The organism is Escherichia sp. E2748, assembly GCF_005781125.1.
Lineage (GTDB): Bacteria > Pseudomonadota > Gammaproteobacteria > Enterobacterales > Enterobacteriaceae > Escherichia.
This window is the reverse complement of the sequence record NZ_VATP01000022.1, coordinates 1-17,828: the sequence shown is the minus strand read 5'-3', so window position 1 is coordinate 17,828 and position 17,828 is coordinate 1. Positions and strand designations below refer to the sequence as shown.

At 49.6% G+C, this 17,828-nt stretch carries 15 protein-coding genes, 1 rRNA gene and 1 pseudogene; 8 read left to right on the top strand and 9 right to left on the bottom strand.

Features of this window, described 5'->3' with window-relative positions:
* Positions 1-18 precede the first annotated feature (18 nt).
* The 4 genes from glnA to FEK42_RS17540 all read left to right on the top strand — a co-directional run bounded on the left by glnA (position 19) and on the right by FEK42_RS17540 (position 4,409).
* Positions 19-1,428, top strand: a complete 1,410-nt coding sequence (glnA, locus tag FEK42_RS17560) for a glutamate--ammonia ligase (RefSeq protein ID WP_001271717.1) — start codon at positions 19-21, stop codon at positions 1,426-1,428.
* A gap of 286 nt (positions 1,429-1,714) precedes the next feature.
* Positions 1,715-2,764 carry a nitrogen regulation protein NR(II) gene (gene glnL / locus FEK42_RS17550; RefSeq protein WP_000190577.1) on the top strand — a complete coding sequence of 350 codons (1,050 nt, stop codon included), beginning with the start codon at positions 1,715-1,717 and terminating at the stop codon, positions 2,762-2,764.
* A gap of 11 nt (positions 2,765-2,775) precedes the next feature.
* On the top strand, positions 2,776-4,185 hold the full coding sequence (gene glnG / locus FEK42_RS17545; RefSeq protein ID WP_088563506.1) for a nitrogen regulation protein NR(I): 1,410 nt from the start codon (positions 2,776-2,778) through the stop codon (positions 4,183-4,185).
* A gap of 113 nt (positions 4,186-4,298) precedes the next feature.
* Complete coding sequence (locus FEK42_RS17540; protein WP_064527982.1) at positions 4,299-4,409, top strand: YshB family small membrane protein; 111 nt, start codon at positions 4,299-4,301, stop codon at positions 4,407-4,409.
* 190 nt (positions 4,410-4,599) lie between these two features.
* Here the strand turns inward: FEK42_RS17540 and hemN are convergent, their stop codons facing one another.
* The 3 genes and pseudogenes from hemN to FEK42_RS17520 form a co-directional block, all read right to left on the bottom strand.
* A complete protein-coding gene (hemN, locus tag FEK42_RS17535; protein WP_135493134.1) occupies positions 4,600-5,973 on the bottom strand; it encodes an oxygen-independent coproporphyrinogen III oxidase in 1,374 nt (457 codons plus the stop codon).
* Positions 5,974-6,161: 188 nt separating this feature from the next.
* The gene (gene yihI, locus FEK42_RS17530; RefSeq protein ID WP_130209972.1) at positions 6,162-6,671 is read right to left on the bottom strand and encodes a Der GTPase-activating protein YihI; all 510 of its coding nucleotides are present in this window, start codon (positions 6,669-6,671) and stop codon (positions 6,162-6,164) included.
* A 118-nt stretch (positions 6,672-6,789) separates the two neighbouring features.
* A pseudogene (locus tag FEK42_RS17520) lies at positions 6,790-6,956 on the bottom strand (hypothetical protein).
* A gap of 296 nt (positions 6,957-7,252) precedes the next feature.
* Between FEK42_RS17520 and yihA the strand changes: the two are divergent.
* On the top strand, positions 7,253-7,885 hold the full coding sequence (gene yihA, locus FEK42_RS17515) for a ribosome biogenesis GTP-binding protein YihA/YsxC (protein ID WP_130209968.1): 633 nt from the start codon (positions 7,253-7,255) through the stop codon (positions 7,883-7,885).
* Between the two features lie 390 nt (positions 7,886-8,275).
* Here yihA and polA read toward each other — a convergent pair whose 3' ends face one another.
* A complete protein-coding gene (polA, locus tag FEK42_RS17510) occupies positions 8,276-11,062 on the bottom strand; it encodes a DNA polymerase I (RefSeq protein WP_130209966.1) in 2,787 nt (928 codons plus the stop codon).
* A gap of 363 nt (positions 11,063-11,425) precedes the next feature.
* On the opposite strand from polA, the gene FEK42_RS17500 reads away from it, so the two are divergent.
* On the top strand, positions 11,426-12,358 hold the full coding sequence (locus FEK42_RS17500; RefSeq protein ID WP_130223070.1) for an acyltransferase: 933 nt from the start codon (positions 11,426-11,428) through the stop codon (positions 12,356-12,358).
* Between the two features lie 40 nt (positions 12,359-12,398).
* Here the strand turns inward: FEK42_RS17500 and FEK42_RS17495 are convergent, their stop codons facing one another.
* From FEK42_RS17495 to FEK42_RS17480, 4 genes are all read right to left on the bottom strand, one after another.
* The gene (locus FEK42_RS17495) at positions 12,399-13,829 is read right to left on the bottom strand and encodes a DUF945 family protein (RefSeq protein ID WP_135493135.1); all 1,431 of its coding nucleotides are present in this window, start codon (positions 13,827-13,829) and stop codon (positions 12,399-12,401) included.
* Between the two features lie 154 nt (positions 13,830-13,983).
* Positions 13,984-14,610, bottom strand: coding sequence for a thiol:disulfide interchange protein DsbA (gene dsbA, locus FEK42_RS17490; protein ID WP_064527999.1), 627 nt, complete (start codon positions 14,608-14,610; stop codon positions 13,984-13,986).
* A gap of 16 nt (positions 14,611-14,626) precedes the next feature.
* On the bottom strand, positions 14,627-15,613 hold the full coding sequence (gene srkA, locus FEK42_RS17485) for a stress response kinase SrkA (RefSeq protein WP_138211902.1): 987 nt from the start codon (positions 15,611-15,613) through the stop codon (positions 14,627-14,629).
* Between the two features lie 76 nt (positions 15,614-15,689).
* A complete protein-coding gene (locus FEK42_RS17480; RefSeq protein ID WP_001295263.1) occupies positions 15,690-15,959 on the bottom strand; it encodes a YihD family protein in 270 nt (89 codons plus the stop codon).
* Positions 15,960-16,028: 69 nt separating this feature from the next.
* On the opposite strand from FEK42_RS17480, the gene mobA reads away from it, so the two are divergent.
* Both mobA and mobB read left to right on the top strand, forming a co-directional pair.
* The gene (gene mobA, locus FEK42_RS17475) at positions 16,029-16,613 is read left to right on the top strand and encodes a molybdenum cofactor guanylyltransferase MobA (protein WP_130209952.1); all 585 of its coding nucleotides are present in this window, start codon (positions 16,029-16,031) and stop codon (positions 16,611-16,613) included.
* Positions 16,595-17,113 carry a molybdopterin-guanine dinucleotide biosynthesis protein MobB gene (mobB, locus tag FEK42_RS17470; protein WP_130209950.1) on the top strand — a complete coding sequence of 173 codons (519 nt, stop codon included), beginning with the start codon at positions 16,595-16,597 and terminating at the stop codon, positions 17,111-17,113. The genes mobA and mobB overlap by 19 nt, the downstream gene beginning before the upstream one ends.
* 416 nt (positions 17,114-17,529) lie before the next feature.
* Here the strand turns inward: mobB and rrf are convergent.
* A 5S ribosomal RNA gene (gene rrf / locus FEK42_RS17455) occupies positions 17,530-17,645 on the bottom strand.
* Positions 17,646-17,828 lie beyond the last annotated feature (183 nt).

The window sequence follows — 17,828 nt, the reverse complement described above, 5'->3', positions numbered from 1 at the left end:
ATCCAGGAGAGTTAAAGTATGTCCGCTGAACACGTACTGACGATGCTGAACGAGCACGAAGTGAAGTTTGTTGATTTGCGCTTCACCGATACCAAAGGTAAAGAACAGCACGTCACTATCCCTGCTCATCAGGTGAATGCTGAATTCTTCGAAGAAGGCAAAATGTTTGACGGCTCCTCGATTGGCGGCTGGAAAGGCATTAACGAATCCGACATGGTGCTGATGCCAGACGCATCCACCGCAGTGATTGACCCGTTCTTCGCCGACTCTACCCTGATTATCCGTTGCGACATCCTTGAACCTGGCACCCTGCAAGGCTATGACCGTGACCCGCGCTCCATCGCGAAGCGCGCTGAAGATTACCTGCGTTCTACTGGCATTGCCGACACCGTACTGTTCGGGCCAGAACCTGAATTCTTCCTGTTCGATGACATCCGTTTCGGATCATCTATCTCCGGTTCTCACGTTGCTATCGACGATATCGAAGGCGCATGGAACTCCTCCACCCAATACGAAGGTGGTAACAAAGGTCACCGTCCGGCAGTGAAAGGCGGTTACTTCCCGGTTCCACCGGTAGACTCGGCTCAGGATATTCGTTCTGAAATGTGTCTGGTGATGGAACAGATGGGTCTGGTGGTTGAAGCCCATCACCACGAAGTAGCGACTGCAGGTCAGAACGAAGTGGCTACCCGCTTCAATACCATGACCAAAAAAGCCGACGAAATTCAGATCTACAAATATGTCGTGCACAACGTGGCGCACCGCTTCGGTAAAACCGCGACCTTTATGCCAAAACCGATGTTCGGTGATAACGGCTCCGGTATGCACTGCCACATGTCGCTGTCTAAAAACGGCGTTAACCTGTTCGCGGGCGACAAATACGCAGGTCTGTCTGAACAGGCGCTGTACTACATTGGCGGCGTAATCAAACACGCTAAAGCGATTAACGCCCTGGCAAACCCGACCACCAACTCTTATAAGCGTCTGGTCCCGGGCTACGAAGCACCGGTCATGCTGGCTTACTCTGCGCGTAACCGTTCTGCGTCTATCCGTATTCCGGTGGTTTCTTCTCCGAAAGCACGTCGTATCGAAGTCCGTTTCCCGGACCCGGCGGCTAACCCGTACCTGTGCTTTGCTGCCCTGCTGATGGCCGGTCTTGATGGCATCAAAAACAAGATCCATCCGGGCGAAGCCATGGACAAAAACCTGTATGACCTGCCGCCAGAAGAAGCGAAAGAGATCCCACAGGTTGCAGGCTCTCTGGAAGAAGCACTGAACGAACTGGATCTGGACCGCGAGTTCCTAAAAGCCGGTGGTGTGTTCACTGATGAAGCGATCGATGCGTACATCGCTCTGCGTCGCGAAGAAGATGACCGCGTGCGTATGACTCCGCATCCGGTAGAGTTTGAGCTGTACTACAGCGTCTAAGTGTTTTAGTTGCCGTGGAAACTTTTCGCCTGTCTCTGGCAGGCTTGGGATCGATGGCAAGCACATCACGCCGGATGCGACGCAAATGCGTCTTATCCGGCCTACACGGTGATGATGTGGTAGGCCGGAGCAGGTGAAGTCGCTCTTCAACGTGAAGTTTGTCAGCTATCTGTAGCCCATCTCTGCATGGGCTTTTTTCTCCGTAACTTCTGTGATGCTTCGCGCTTTTTATCCGTAAAAAGCTATAATGCACTAAAATGGTGCAACCTGTTCAGGAGACTGCTTTATGGCAACAGGCACGCAGCCCGATGCTGGGCAGATCCTCAACTCGCTGATTAACAGTATTTTGTTAATTGATGACAATCTGGCGATCCATTACGCCAACCCCGCCGCGCAACAACTGCTCGCCCAAAGCTCCCGCAAATTGTTTGGTACGCCATTACCGGAACTGTTGAGCTACTTCTCATTAAATATCGAGCTGATGCAAGAAAGTCTGGAGGCGGGACAAGGTTTTACCGATAACGAAGTGACGCTGGTCATCGACGGTCGCTCGCATATCCTTTCTGTGACGGCTCAGCGCATGCCAGACGGCATGATCCTGCTGGAGATGGCACCGATGGATAACCAGCGCCGCTTAAGTCAGGAACAGCTACAACACGCCCAGCAGGTTGCTGCCCGTGATTTAGTACGTGGCCTGGCGCATGAGATTAAAAATCCGCTTGGCGGTTTACGTGGCGCGGCGCAGCTGCTCAGCAAAGCATTACCTGACCCGTCACTGCTGGAATATACCAAAGTGATTATCGAACAGGCGGACCGGCTACGAAATCTGGTCGACCGTCTGTTGGGGCCGCAGCTGCCTGGCACACGCGTCACCGAAAGTATTCACAAAGTGGCTGAACGCGTGGTGACGCTGGTGTCGATGGAACTGCCGGACAACGTGCGGTTGATTCGTGATTACGACCCCAGCCTGCCGGAACTGGCGCACGACCCGGATCAAATTGAGCAAGTGCTGCTGAATATTGTGCGCAATGCGCTACAGGCGCTGGGGCCGGAGGGGGGTGAAATCATTCTGCGTACCCGCACCGCGTTTCAACTGACCTTACACGGCGAGCGCTATCGGCTGGCGGCGCGAATTGATGTGGAAGATAACGGGCCGGGCATTCCGCCTCATTTGCAGGATACGCTGTTTTACCCGATGGTCAGCGGCCGCGAAGGTGGCACCGGGCTTGGCTTATCCATCGCCCGTAATTTGATTGATCAGCATTCAGGCAAAATTGAATTTACCAGTTGGCCAGGCCATACCGAGTTCTCGGTTTACCTGCCTATCAGGAAATAAAGGTGACGTTTATGCAACGAGGGATAGTCTGGGTAGTCGATGACGATAGTTCCATCCGTTGGGTGCTTGAACGTGCGCTCGCTGGGGCAGGTTTAACCTGTACGACGTTTGAGAACGGCGCGGAGGTGCTGGAAGCACTGGCGAGCAAAACGCCGGATGTGCTGCTGTCGGATATCCGTATGCCGGGAATGGACGGGCTGGCGCTGCTCAAGCAGATTAAACAGCGCCATCCGATGCTTCCGGTCATCATTATGACCGCACATTCCGATCTGGATGCTGCCGTCAGCGCCTATCAACAAGGGGCGTTTGATTATCTGCCTAAACCGTTTGATATCGATGAAGCCGTGGCGCTGGTCGAGCGCGCCATCAGCCATTACCAGGAACAGCAGCAGCCGCGTAATGTTCAGCTTAACGGCCCAACGACCGATATCATCGGCGAAGCGCCAGCCATGCAGGACGTGTTCCGGATTATCGGTCGGCTTTCGCGTTCTTCGATTAGCGTGCTGATTAATGGCGAATCCGGCACCGGTAAAGAACTGGTCGCTCATGCCCTGCATCGCCACAGCCCGCGCGCCAAAGCGCCGTTTATCGCGCTCAATATGGCGGCTATCCCGAAGGATTTGATCGAATCAGAACTGTTCGGTCACGAAAAAGGCGCGTTTACCGGTGCGAATACCATTCGTCAGGGGCGTTTTGAACAGGCCGATGGCGGCACATTATTCCTCGATGAAATTGGCGATATGCCGCTGGATGTGCAGACGCGTTTGCTGCGCGTGCTGGCAGACGGTCAGTTTTATCGCGTTGGCGGCTATGCGCCGGTGAAAGTGGATGTGCGGATTATCGCTGCGACCCACCAGAATCTCGAACAGCGGGTGCAGGAAGGCAAGTTCCGTGAGGATTTGTTCCACCGCCTGAACGTTATCCGTGTTCATCTGCCGCCGCTGCGTGAGCGTCGAGAAGATATTCCCCGTCTGGCACGCCATTTTTTACAAGTTGCCGCTCGCGAGCTGGGCGTAGAAGCAAAGTTGCTGCATCCGGAAACTGAAGCCGCTCTGACGCGTCTGGCGTGGCCAGGCAACGTGCGCCAGCTGGAAAACACCTGCCGCTGGCTAACGGTAATGGCTGCCGGACAGGAAGTGCTGATTCAGGATTTGCCTGGCGAACTGTTTGAATCAACCGTACCGGAAAGCACTTCACAAATGCAGCCGGACAGTTGGGCAACGCTGTTAGCACAGTGGGCAGATCGGGCGCTACGTTCCGGTCATCAAAACTTGCTGTCTGAAGCGCAACCAGAGTTGGAGCGGACATTACTGACTACCGCGTTGCGACATACGCAGGGACATAAACAGGAAGCAGCGCGCTTACTTGGCTGGGGGCGTAACACCCTGACGCGTAAGTTAAAAGAGCTTGGAATGGAGTGATTCAGGCTCGCCATGTAAAGATTGATTATTGAGCGCAAATTGCTGTTATTTTGCGCTTTACTGTTCCGGTAAGTTCAGTATGATCATGCCCGAAAAACGGGGGGAGTGTCATTATGCTGGAATCAATAATTAATCTGCTATCAAGTGGCGCAGTTAACAGCCACACGCCGCAAACTGCCGTTGCTGCCGTGCTGTGTGCCGCGATGATTGGGCTGTTTAGCTGAGTTTCAGATTGCTGATGAAGTGCTCTTTGTTCATGCCGGATGCGGCGTGAACGCCTTATCCGGCCTACAAAAGCAATAATTTCAACAGGTTTTGCAGGCCTGATAAGCGTAGCGCATCAGGCAACCTTGTTCTCAGTGTATTGATGGCGCTTTCGTTTATCACCGTAGTAAACGAAGCGCCATTCACTATTTAAATCACCCGTGAGAACTGCTGCATTCGCGCTTTCTGGCGCAGATAAGTATCAAAGCACATGCAAATGTTGCGGATCAGCAAGCGACCTTTCGCCGTCACCTGAATTCCCTTCTCATCCACATCCACCAGCCCGTCTTCTGCTAATGGGGCGAGCAGCTTGAGATCTTCCGCAAAGTAATCAGCGAAGTGCAAATCCCACTGTTGCTCAATGGGGGCGTAATCCAGACGGAAGTTGCAGATGAGCGACTTAATCACATCGCGGCGAATACAGTCATCGCGCGTTAGCGCAATACCACGCCACAGCGCATTGCCTTGTTCATCCACTTGCTGATAGTACTGCTTCAACTCTTTCTGGTTCTGCGCGTAGCAGTCACCAATCATGCTGATGGCGGAAACGCCCATCCCAAGCAGATCGGTATCGCCCTGGGTGGTGTAGCCCTGGAAGTTACGATGCAGCACGCCTTCACGTTGGGCCACCGCCAGCTCGTCATCCGGGCGGGCAAAGTGATCCATACCGATAAACTGATAGCCCGATTGTGTCAGGAAGGCGATGGTTTCCTGCAGAATATCGAGTTTTTGTTGCGGACTCGGCAAGTCAGCATCTTTGATTTTGCGCTGGGCGGCAAAAATAGTTGGCAGATGCGCGTAGTTAAAGACGCTCAGACGGTCAGGGTTCAGTTCCGCCACGCGTTTCAGGGTAAAGGCGAAACTCTCCGGCGTCTGTTTCGGCAGGCCGTAAATCAGGTCAATGTTGGTGGAGGTAAAGCCAATCTCACGCGCATGGTTAAGCAGCGCAAAGATGAACTCTTCATCCTGCTCGCGGTTAACCAGACGCTGTACTTCTTTGTTGAAGTCCTGCACGCCCATGCTCAGGCGGTTAAAGCCTTCCGCGCGTAAATGCTCCAGTACATCCAGTTCGATTTCGCGCGGATCGACTTCGATCGAGATTTCCGCATCGGCATTGAACTGGAAGTTTTCGCGCAACAGCTTCATCAGGCGGCTGATTTGCGCTTTATTCAGGTATGTTGGCGTTCCACCGCCCCAGTGCAGCTGGCTCACCTTGCGCCCGGCAAAAAGCGGTGCACGATGGACGATTTCTTGCTCAAGCACGTCCAGATACTGGTCGGCCTTGTGCTGCTGACGAGTCACAATCTTGTTGCAACCGCAGAAGTAGCAAAGTTTATGGCAGAACGGAATATGTACGTAGAGAGATAAGGGACGCTCAGGGTAGCGCGCCACGGCTTGTAAAAACGCCTGTTCGCCGAAGTCTTCTGAAAACTCCAGCGCGGTCGGGTACGAGGTGTATCGTGGCCCGGAATAGTTATATTTCTGGATCAGGGCCAGGTCCCAGTCGATTTGCTGTACAGACATGCTCACTCCTTCCGATGGCGTCTCTGGCGGCTACGGCGTACCGGCGGATGCCCGTTTCGGGTCATCAGCCGGTTGCGCAGCCACTTTTGTCGCCGCGACAACCGCTGTAGTTTAACGAATAACCACACCAGATAACATATAACCGGAAGGGTTATCAGCAGAACGGGAAGGCCCACGCAGGCAATCCGTTAGTTGCCCCGCAGCAGACGCATCATGTCTTCTTGCTTCTCGTCTTCTTCCTCTTCTTCGTCGTCGTCATAAGAGAGGCCAAGTTTCTGCATCAGCTCATCAATACGATCCAGCTTGGCATCTACCCAGGATTGCTCTTCGGCACTCAGGGTTTCGCCTGCTTCCAGACGTTCCAGCAGCGCATCCAGACGCTCATCTGTCTCCAGTAACTCCAACTCCGCCTGCGGTGAAAGCATAGGTTTCTCACTCTTCGGTTTGTGCTGTTTGGTGACTTTTTCAGTCACGCCCAATGGAATAGGGGTTTTACTGCCAATACGTGGATCTTTCGGTGCATTCTGGCCCTTGCTACCCGAAGTAGCGCTACCGCCCGCTGCGCGGCTGCCTGGTGCATGACCACGGCGTTTTTTCTGGCGCTTGCGATCACGAGCTTCCTGATTCAGCTCTTCGCGGGTTTTACGACGCGCTTTTGCATGACCTTTGCTGCGTGAGTTTGAAGATGATGGTTTCATATCAATTCGTCTTTTAGCCGTTTTATTTAGTATAGATTTGCGGCGGAATCTAACAGAAAGCAAGCAAAGAAAAAAGGCGACAGATTACTCTGTCGCCTTTTTTCCTGACTCACAACCCTTAACGGGTCTTACAATCCTTGCAGGCCGCCAACACACCCTGTTTTTCCATTAGCCGGAACATTCCGTGTTGATTCCATTTCCCTTTAGTGACGTCTCCGGACGTTTGTCTTCCTGACAATCCTCTGTCTTCGCCTCCTGGCGCTCCTGACCCTCATCCTGAGTCATTGTTCCTGTTAGCGTCCTCGCTCTATGGGTGCTACTTTACGCTTCTGTGTTAAACAAACAATAAACTATCATCAGTATTTACTCATTTTCAGATTATTGTATAAAACTAATCACATGATTTATTTAGCCTATTTGACATGTGTCGCAGAAATTTCTCTTCGATTTCGCATAAAAACAATCGGCAATGTCTCACAAAGTACATGGTATTTACTTACACCGTTCACGCCGAAAAATCCGTCTTTTATTGTGGTTCAGGTATAATCGCCACAAAGCTTTGACTGACGGAGACGACCGCTTTGACTAATTTGAATTATCAACAGACGCATTTTGTGATGAGTGCGCCTGATATTCGCCACTTACCTTCCGATACCGGGATCGAAGTGGCTTTTGCAGGCCGTTCCAACGCAGGTAAATCCAGCGCGCTGAACACGCTGACTAACCAGAAAAGCCTGGCGCGTACCTCGAAAACACCAGGACGTACCCAGCTTATCAACCTGTTTGAAGTGGCTGAGGGCAAACGTCTGGTCGACTTGCCTGGCTATGGCTACGCGGAAGTTCCTGAAGAGATGAAGCGCAAATGGCAGCGCGCGCTCGGTGAGTACCTCGAAAAACGTCAGAGTCTACAAGGCCTGGTCGTGCTGATGGATATTCGCCATCCGCTGAAAGATCTCGACCAGCAGATGATTGAGTGGGCGGTGGACAGCAATATCGCCGTACTGGTGTTGCTGACCAAAGCGGACAAACTGGCGAGCGGTGCACGTAAAGCGCAATTGAATATGGTGCGTGAAGCAGTGCTGGCGTTTAACGGTGATGTGCAGGTAGAGACATTCTCTTCTCTGAAGAAGCAAGGCGTGGATAAGCTTCGCCAGAAACTGGATACCTGGTTCAGCGAGATGCAGCCTGTAGAAGAAACGCAGGACGGCGAATAATTTTCTAGCCCTTATGCATGTGCCGGATATCGCGTATCTGGCACATAAAATCATGCAAATTCAATGAGCTATTTTCTACCGTAGGCCTGTTAAGCACAATGTATCCGGCAATACGGGTCTTTTCTTTCGCACAATAAAAAACGCCCCAGTCATTACTGACTGGGGCGGCTAAAAAATTCAGCCAAATCCGATTACGTGAAGTAAAAGGTCTGAAAGATAGAACATCTTACCTCTGTACCCTACGCGACTAACTTTACTCTTTTTTGTTCAGTTCAGAAAGCACTTTTTGTAATTTTTTTTCAGTTGTTGCATAGGAATTTCTAATACCCATCACAAATCGTGGCTGGTTATGTTGCTTAGTTACGAAAAAAAGGCTTGTTAAGGCAAATCTTAGTGCGCCTGATCCCAGTTTTCGCCACTACCCACTTCCACCAGCAACGGCACATCCAGGCGAGTACAGTTTTCCATCAACTGATGGATCTTCTTCGCTACCGCATCGACATCATCTTTATGAACTTCAAACACCAGTTCATCGTGTACCTGCATGATCATACGCACGCGTGGTTGCTCTTCCTGTAGCCAGGCATCAACGGCAATCATCGCCCGTTTGATGATATCCGCAGCGGTTCCCTGCATTGGTGCGTTAATGGCTGCACGTTCAGCCGCGGCACGACGCGCACCGTTGCTGGATTTGATATCCGGCAGATAGAGGCGACGTCCGTCCAGGGTTTCAACGTATCCCTGCTCTTTCGCCTGCGCGCGAGTGCGTTCCATATACTCCAGTACGCCTGGGTAGCGTTCGAAGTAAAGGTCCATGTACTTCTGTGCTTCTTTACGTGGAATGTTCAATTGCCGTGCCAGACCGAAAGCACTCATGCCATAAATCAGACCAAAGTTAATCGCTTTCGCGCTACGGCGTTGTTCGCTGGTGACGGTTTCCAGTGGCAAACCAAACACTTCTGCCGCCGTTGCCCGGTGGATATCTTTTCCTTCTGCAAATGCGGTCAGCAAGCCTTTGTCTCGTGAAAGATGCGCCATGATGCGCAGTTCAATCTGCGAGTAGTCCGCCGAGACAATCACATAATCCTGCGGCGCAATAAACGCCTGGCGGATACGGCGGCCTTCTTCGTTACGCACCGGAATGTTTTGTAGGTTAGGATCGGTTGAGGATAAACGCCCCGTCGCAGTTACTGCCTGGTGATAGGAAGTATGCACGCGCCCGGTTTTCGGGTTGATCATCAGCGGCAGCTTGTCGGTGTAGGTCGATTTCAGCTTCGCCAGGCCACGGTACTCCAGAATCACTTTTGGCAGCGGGTAGTCCAGCGCCAGCTCTTCCAGTACCTCTTCTGACGTTGAAGGCGCACCACCCGGCGTTTTCTTCAGCGGCTTAATACCCTGTTTTTCAAAAAGAATAGTTTGCAGTTGCTTGGTGGAAGAAAGGTTAAATTCTTCACCTGCAATTTCATGCGCTTTCTTTTCCAGCTCAGCCAGACGCAAGGTGAGCTCTTCAGAATGATTGTGCAGCACTTTCGGGTCGATCTTCACACCGTTGCGTTCGATGCGTGAAAGCACCGGCACCAGCGGCATTTCGATGTTTTCAAAGACGTTCAGTGGCCCTTTGTGTTTTTGCAGATCCGGCCACATTTTCAGATGCAGCTGCAAGGTGACATCTGCATCTTCAGCGGCGTAACGTCCAGCCTCTTCCAGGGCAATCTGGTTAAAGGTCAGTTGATTTTTGCCTTTACCAGCAATCTCTTCAAAAGTGATGGTTTTGTGCTTCAACCAACGTTCCGCGAGGCTGTCCATATCGTGGCGACCGGCAACGCTGTTGAGAATGTAGGACTCGAGCATAGTATCAAACGCAATCCCCCGCAGCTCAATGCCGTAATTCGCCAGAATACCGCGATCGTATTTCAGGTTTTGCCCGACCTTCAGCGCCTTTTCATCTTCCAGCAGCGGTTTTAGCAGCTCGAGTGCGCGCTCGCGGGAGATCTGATCGGGCGCATCAAGATAATCATGAGCAACCGGAATATAGGCCGCTACGCCAGGTTCGATAGCAAAAGAAAGCCCTACCAGGTTGGCGGAGATGTTATCGAGGCTGTCGGTTTCGGTATCAAACGCAAATACAGGCGCTTTTTCCAGCTTCGTAATCCATGCTTTTAGAGTTTCTTCGTCCAGAATAGTGACGTAGTTATCGTAAGAAATCGCTGTTGCAGTCACTTCGGGTGTTTCGTCGACAACAATGGTTTCCTGCGGCTTCGCGGCTGGTTTTGCCCCTTTGGCCTGTAACCATTTGCCCGCTTCGACATCAGCAGTCCAACGCTTGAACTCATACTTTTTGAACAGCCCCAACAACTCTTCAGCCGCCGGTTGTTGTACTTCCAGTTGTTCGCAGGTCAGTTCCAGTTCAACGTCGGTTTTAATCGTCGCCAGCTGGTAAGAGAGATAGGCCACCTCTTTATTTTGCTCAAGCTTCGCCGCCATTGTTTTCGCGCCGCGGAAGCTCAATCCAGCAATTTTTTCCGGCTCGGCATACAGCGTATCCAGGCCTCCAAGACCTTGTAGCAGTGCCTGCGCGGTTTTTTCGCCGACGCCCGGTACGCCAGGAATGTTATCAGAGGAGTCGCCCATCAGCGCGAGGAAGTCGATGATCAGTTCTGGCGGTACGCCGTACTTATTCACCACCTCTTCCGGGCCGAGGATGGTATTCGTCATGGTATTGATAAGCGTAATATTTGGCGTCACCAGCTGCGCCATATCTTTATCACCGGTGCTGATCAATACCGGACGCCCAGCTTTTTCGGCTTCGCGCGCCAGAGTACCGATAACGTCGTCTGCTTCTACGCCAGAAACGGCCAGCAGAGGTAGCCCCATCGCTTTTACCATTGTGTGCAGGGGTTCGATCTGCGCGCGCAAATCGTCCGGCATTGGCGGGCGATGTGATTTGTAATGTTCAAACAGTTCATCACGAAAGGTTTTTCCCTTGGCGTCAAAGACCACCGCTGCATGCGTCGGTTGGTATTGCATGATCAGACTACGCAGCATGTTGAGGACACCGTACATCGCACCGGTTGGCTCGCCTGCGCTGTTAGTCAGCGGCGGAAACGCGTGATATGCGCGATAAAGATAAGATGAACCATCTACAAGGATAAGTGGGTTTTGGGGGATCTGAACCATAATGTCCGTGCCTGTTTATCAGATTATGGGTAAAGGATGCCACAGACAGGATGAAAACATGAGTTTTTCACCGCTTTTCGTGAAAATCTTTTGTAGATCTTGTGGATCGCTCGCAAATCGTCATGTGGATAACTTTGTGTATAAATTATTTACATCACTTTTAATTTATTATCATGCTTGTTACAGCATTAGGTTTGTTGTTGTTTTTCATAAAGTTAAAAATAAAAGCATTGCTGGTGATTGAGTAATAGGGATTTTTTCTAATGTGGATAGATATGAATTATTTTTCTATTTAAGGATCATCCGTTATTTGGGCCGTTTTCTGCTAAAATCTGCGCCTTGCGCTTCTTTAGCGCACTGTCTATGGCTAACCTTTTGAATAATTTAATTATGACGAGAATACTCGCTGCGATAACACTTTTGGTGAGTATCGTATTGACCATTTTGGTCACCATTTTTTGTTCTGTCCCGATCATCATTGCCGGGATCGTAAAACTATTGTTACCAGTGCCAGTGATTTGGCGAAAGGTATCGCTTTTTTGTGATTTTATGATGTATTGCTGGTGTGAAGGATTAGCGCTATTACTGCACCTTAACCCACACCTGCAATGGGAAGTTCGCGGACTGGAAGGGCTAAGTAAGAAGAACTGGTATCTGCTTATTTGTAACCACCGCAGTTGGGCTGATATTGTTGTACTATGCGTGTTGTTTCGTAAGCATATTCCAATGAACAAATATTTTCTCAAGCAGCAACTGGCCTGGGTGCCTTTCCTGGGCCTGGCGTGCTGGGCGCTGGATATGCCGTTTATGAAGCGCTATTCCCGCGCTTATTTGATACGTCATCCGGAACGGCGCGGTAAAGATGTTGAAACCACTCGTCGGTCTTGCGAAAAGTTTCGCCTGCATCCCACCACGATTGTGAATTTTGTTGAAGGCTCCCGTTTTACTGAACAGAAACACCAGCAAACCCACTCGACATTTAAAAATCTCCTGCCTCCCAAAGCCGCCGGTATCGCGATGGCACTGAATGTACTGGGTAAACAATTCGATAAACTACTCAATGTTACGCTGTGTTATCCGGACAATAACCGCCAGCCATTCTTCGATATGTTAAGTGGCAAACTGACGCGGATTGTCGTGCATGTGGATTTACAACCCATTGCTGAAGAGTTGCATGGCGACTATATCAATGACAAAAGCTTCAAACGTCATTTTCAGCAGTGGCTGAACACACTGTGGCAGGAAAAAGACCGACTTCTGACTTCACTGATGTCATCACGGCATCAGGATAAGTAGTTATAACTCGCCTCCGTATTAGCAGAGGCGAGTTATCATTTTAATGCACTAAACGTCCGGCACGAGACATAAATTCTTCTTCGCTCATCTCCTGACCGTTAAAAACAACTTTACCTGGCAAATAATGCAGTTGCAGCGAGGCAATATTGTTGTCAACTGTGATTAACTGAAACATCTTACCTAATGTTGCCATTCCGCCGATTTGTTTATCAGCCAGCTTTTGAGCTTTTTCAGCATCCATTCCTTCAGATAAATTAAGCTGTTTAGCTATTTCAGTGACGACATTAATCGGTACATTCATATCCAGATTGAACGATTTAATATCTTTGTTTGTGGATGATGAAGATTTGGCTGGATCGACAATACTAATATCCAGATTAGCATTTAGTTCACCGACAGCGTTCTTCCAGCTTACAGGTAGTTTAATGATCGGCTCACTTTTTTGTAATAACGGTAAATACTCTTTGAACAATGCAGTATTCATTGCTTCCAGTGCATCTTCATCATTTGCTAACTCAGGGTGTGCTGCAAGTTGCTTCTGCGTCGCAATGTTGTACTGGATGATAAACTGGCGAACTGCTAAGGGATCAATAGATTCAGCAATCAATGACCACTGACCGCTACCGAGTTGTTGATTCCCTTTTGTTAACTTATCAAGTTCGTAGGTCAGATTGACATTGATATAATCTTTATCTTTTAGGCGCTCTAGTGTGGTTTTCGCGACGAAAGCGTCGAGTTTGGCAACTTCGTTACCGTGATTGACAATGTTAATCTGATTAAATTTCGACTCGCTTTCACCAACCGGAAATTTCTTTTCTTCTAATCGCGTCAGAGAATTAATGGTAAAACTTTTCGCCGTGACTTTATTCATTGGCGATAATTCCAGAACAATATCTTCGACTTTGCCTTCAACATCGAGATTAGACAATGAACTGTCATCACCATTAAAAGTAAACAGACCTTCACCAAAGGAGAGTTTTCCATACGCTGCTGGGGCAACGTCCAGAGTTGTAGAGAAAGAACCGCCAAAGGCGAATCGCAATGTTGCTTCGACGGGCGCTCTATCTTTTGCGGCAATAAATAGCGGTTGTGTCAGTTCATTATTGACTAATTTAACTTTTGCTGCCGCCATAGCAGGTAAGATATTGCCACTTTTTAACATTGATAGGGGCAAGGGGCCATGATCGACATCCACATCAAATGCAATACCTTGTCCTGGCTTGATATTGAGATCTGGCGCACCTTTATCAAAGGTAATAAGCATTTGAAAATGAGAGCTAAAAAAACCTTTATCAAAGTTTTTATAGCTGGCGGTCATATCATAGGCATGCTCTCCCTTCTTTTTACTGTCGTTAAAATCTTTAATAAATTTTTCGACGCCAGACTGGATTTGAGTCCCTTCATACCATGTTCCACCGCCCCAGATAATGGCTAATGCAACAATAACACCTGTGGCTGACTTACGTATCATTTCTATTATTCCCTGATAAAACAGCAAAACTTTTAATATCCGCGCTTGATATTAAAATGTCCAGAAACGAGGTGAATTATCAGAAAGTATTTATATTGATTAAACAACAAAAAAGCCCGTGAATATTCACGGGCCTTATGTAAATTACAATAAATTATTTTTTCTCAGACAGATATTTTACTGTATCGGCATACTGCTGAACAAAAACATCCATATTGCTGGTATCCATACCCTGCGGATTCAGCTGATATTTACCGTTAACAAACATCGCTGGAACGCCACGCAATTGTACATCTGCAGCCGCTTTTTCTTGCTGTGCGACCAGAGATTTAACAACAAAGCTGTTCCATGCTGCATCATACTCTTCGCCTTTAATACCTGCGTTGATGAAGACATCACGAATGTCGGCCGTAGAGCGAATGGTCTGTGTTTTCTGTACGCCTTCAAACAGTGGTACAGTCACTTTATCTTCTACGCCCAGCGCCATCGCCACAGCCCACGCTTGTGTCAGAGATTGCCCCAGCTCCCCGCCCATGAAGTTGACGTGGTATTTAGTCATCTTCACACCTTCCGGCAGTTTTTTCTTCACATTCTCAGAAATATGCAGAACTTCTTCAAACTGATAGCAGTGTGGGCAGAAGAAAGAGAAAAACTCCAGCACTTGCGGCGCGCCAGCAACCGGCTTTTCCAGCGTGGTGTATTGTTTACCATCTTCATACTGCGCCGCCGATGCGCTAAACGCTAAAACCAAACCAGCCAGCGCCAGCCAAATCTTTTTCATGATCTACTCTCTCCGATTAATACATAGGTGTTAATTGCAAAGGGGGTTCTTGTAGAACTTTTGCCTGTTCTATAAAAGTCGCCGTCTGTCGCAGCCAGTAATCTTCCCCGGTTAACCACGGGAAATTTTTCGGGAACGCGGGATCAGCCCAACGCCGTATTAGCCAGGCAAGATAATAAACCAAACGCATGGCGCGTAAAGGTTCAATCAGTCCGATTTCAGCGGTGTCGAACTCGCTAAATTCTTCATAAGCTTCAATAATAGTTTCTAACTGCATCCGCTGCTCAGCTTTATCGCCATTCAGCAACATCCACAGGTCCTGAATTGCAGGGCCATTACGCGCATCATCCAGATCGACAAACATTGGGCCATCGCGCCAGAGAATATTTCCGGCATGGCAGTCACCATGTAATCGCAGAACGGTGAAGTCCTCCCGCCAGTGTCCTGTAACGGCGGTAATAAGCTCATCCGTTGCCTTAAGGAAGGCCGCTTTCAGCCCAGAAGGTATCAGCGTAGCATTTTCAAACAGCTTGCGTGGTTCAATGAGGTATTCATTCAGACCGATGGTCGGGCGATGGATAAAAAGCTGTTTGCGCCCCGTCTGGTGCATGCGCCCTAAATAACGCCCAACCGCTTCCATCTGATCAATATTATCGGCTTCGAACTGACGACCACCGACGCTTGGGAAAACGGCAAAATAAAATCCCTGATGAATCAATAAGGTCTGGCCGTTAAAAGCCAAAGGGGCCGCGACAGGAACTTCGTCGTTTACCAGTTGCAGCGCAAATTGATGCTCTTCGAGGATTTGATCTGCTGTCCAACGTTCAGGGCGATAAAATTTGACGACAAAACGCCGACGATCTTCGTCCTGAAATTGATAGACTCGGTTTTCATAGCTGTTAAGCGGGGTAAGACCGGAATCCACCCGGATCCCTTGCTCAAACAGAGCGTCCATGATGGTATCCGGGTGTAGTGTCTGGAAAGTAAAAGCGCTGTTGTTCATCCCATCATCCGGAAAACATTACGAATGATGAAGGATATCATTTCACAATGATTTTGTTGGTAGCGCTTACAAGCTTTTACTCTTTAATTACGCCACGCGCACGTAATAGCGCCGTTTTGAAATCTTCTTCATAATCTTTCTGCAGCCCTGGGATCACCGCATCTTTCGCGGAATCGCGCATTTTCAGGTGATAGATCAGAATGTCATCCGTCAAATCCGCCAGTTCGCCGTCAAAACCTGACTCTTTCGCCAGTTTCTGCAAAAATTGCAGCAGGTTAAGGTCTGGCTCTTTTTGCCAGGCTGGCTGGAGGAGTTCAATAACTTCATTCAGACGTTTACATTTCATAGTAATGCTCCTTACTCTTGAGACAGACACGTTAGCAGGGTCAATCCCACAATAAAAGAGGCGATATCGGTGAATCTGATGACGACGATAACAGGCGTTATACTGGCGGGCGGTAAAGCCAGACGAATGGGCGGCGTAGATAAAGGATTGCTTGAATTAAACGGCAAACCATTATGGCAACATGTCGCTGACGCGCTTATGACGCAGCTGTCTCACGTCGTGGTTAATGCCAATCGTCATCAGGAAATCTATCAGGCAAGTGGTCTGAAAGTAATAGCGGATTCACTGGCGGATTATCCTGGCCCGCTGGCGGGAATGCTTTCGGTAATGCAGCAGGAAGCAGGTGAGTGGTTTCTGTTTTGTCCGTGCGATACGCCTTATATTCCCCAGGATTTAGTCTCCCGGCTTAATCATCAGCGCAAAGATGCACCTGTTGTGTGGGTCCATGACGGTGAACGCGATCATCCAACTATTGCTCTGGTAAATCGCGCTATTGAGCCGTTGTTGCAGGAATATCTGCAAGCAGGAGAACGCCGGGTAATGGCATTTATGAATCTTGCTGGCGGTCACGCGGTTGATTTTAGCGACCGTAAAGAAGCATTTGTGAACGTGAATACGCCAGAGGAGCTTGCCCGATGGCAGGAAAAACAATGATACCGCTACTCGCCTTTGCCGCGTGGAGCGGCACCGGAAAAACGACGCTGTTGAAAAAACTTATCCCGGTATTATGCGCCAGAGGGATCCGCCCGGGGCTGATTAAACATACGCATCATGATATGGATGTCGATAAACCGGGCAAAGATAGCTATGAGCTGCGCAAGGCTGGCGCGGCGCAAACCATCGTTGCCAGCCAGCAGCGTTGGGCGCTAATAACGGAGACGCCAGACGAAGAAGCGTTGGATCTGAATTTTCTTGCAAGTCGCATGGATACCTCAAAGCTGGATCTGATTCTGGTTGAAGGGTTCAAGCATGAAGAGATCGCGAAGATTGTGCTGTTTCGCGATGGTGCCGGACATCGACCAGAAGAATTAGTGATAGACAGACATGTTATTGCTGTAGCCAGTGATGTGCCGCTTAATCTTGATGTCGCGTTACTGGATATTAATGATATTGAGGGGCTGGCTGATTTTGTGGTGGAGTGGATGCAAAAGTAGGCTGGATAAGACGCGCCAGCGTCGCATCCGGCATTTTTTTCTGCACCAACGCAAAAAGGCCATCCTGGTGGATGGCCTTCAGATTGCTGACAAAGTGCGCTTTGTTCATGCCGGATGCGGCGTGAACGCCTTATCCGGTCTACAAAATCATGCAAATTCAATACATTGCATAAACCACGTAGCCTGATAAGCGTAGCGCATCAGGCAGTTTTTGCGTTTGCCATCAGCCTCCTTTCGCTCAATTTGATGCCTGGCAGTTTATGGCGGGCGTCCTGCCCGCCACCCTCCGGGCCGTTGCTTCGCAACGTTCAAATCCGCTCCCGGCGGATTTGTCCTGCTCAGGAGAGCGTTCACCTACAAACAACAGACAAAACAAAAGGCCCAGTCTTTCGACTGAGCCTTTCGTTTTATTTGATGCCTGGCAGTTCCCTACTCTCGCATGGGGAGACCCCACACTACCATCGGCGCTACGGCGTTTCACTTCTGAGTTCGGCATGGGGTCAGGTGGGACCACCGCGCTAAGGCCGCCAAGCAAATTCCTGTGCTCTGTCCTGTGTCTTTTGCACTGATACTGCGTCGGCTGCATTCGCGAAAGTCAGTCACATACTTCAGTATGCTCCTTCCTTCGCTTCATTTGCCGCCTTGTCTCAGCGCAAAATCCTTCGGACTCTGAATCTAAGCTGAAAAATCTCTCAATCCGCCAAAACATCTTCGG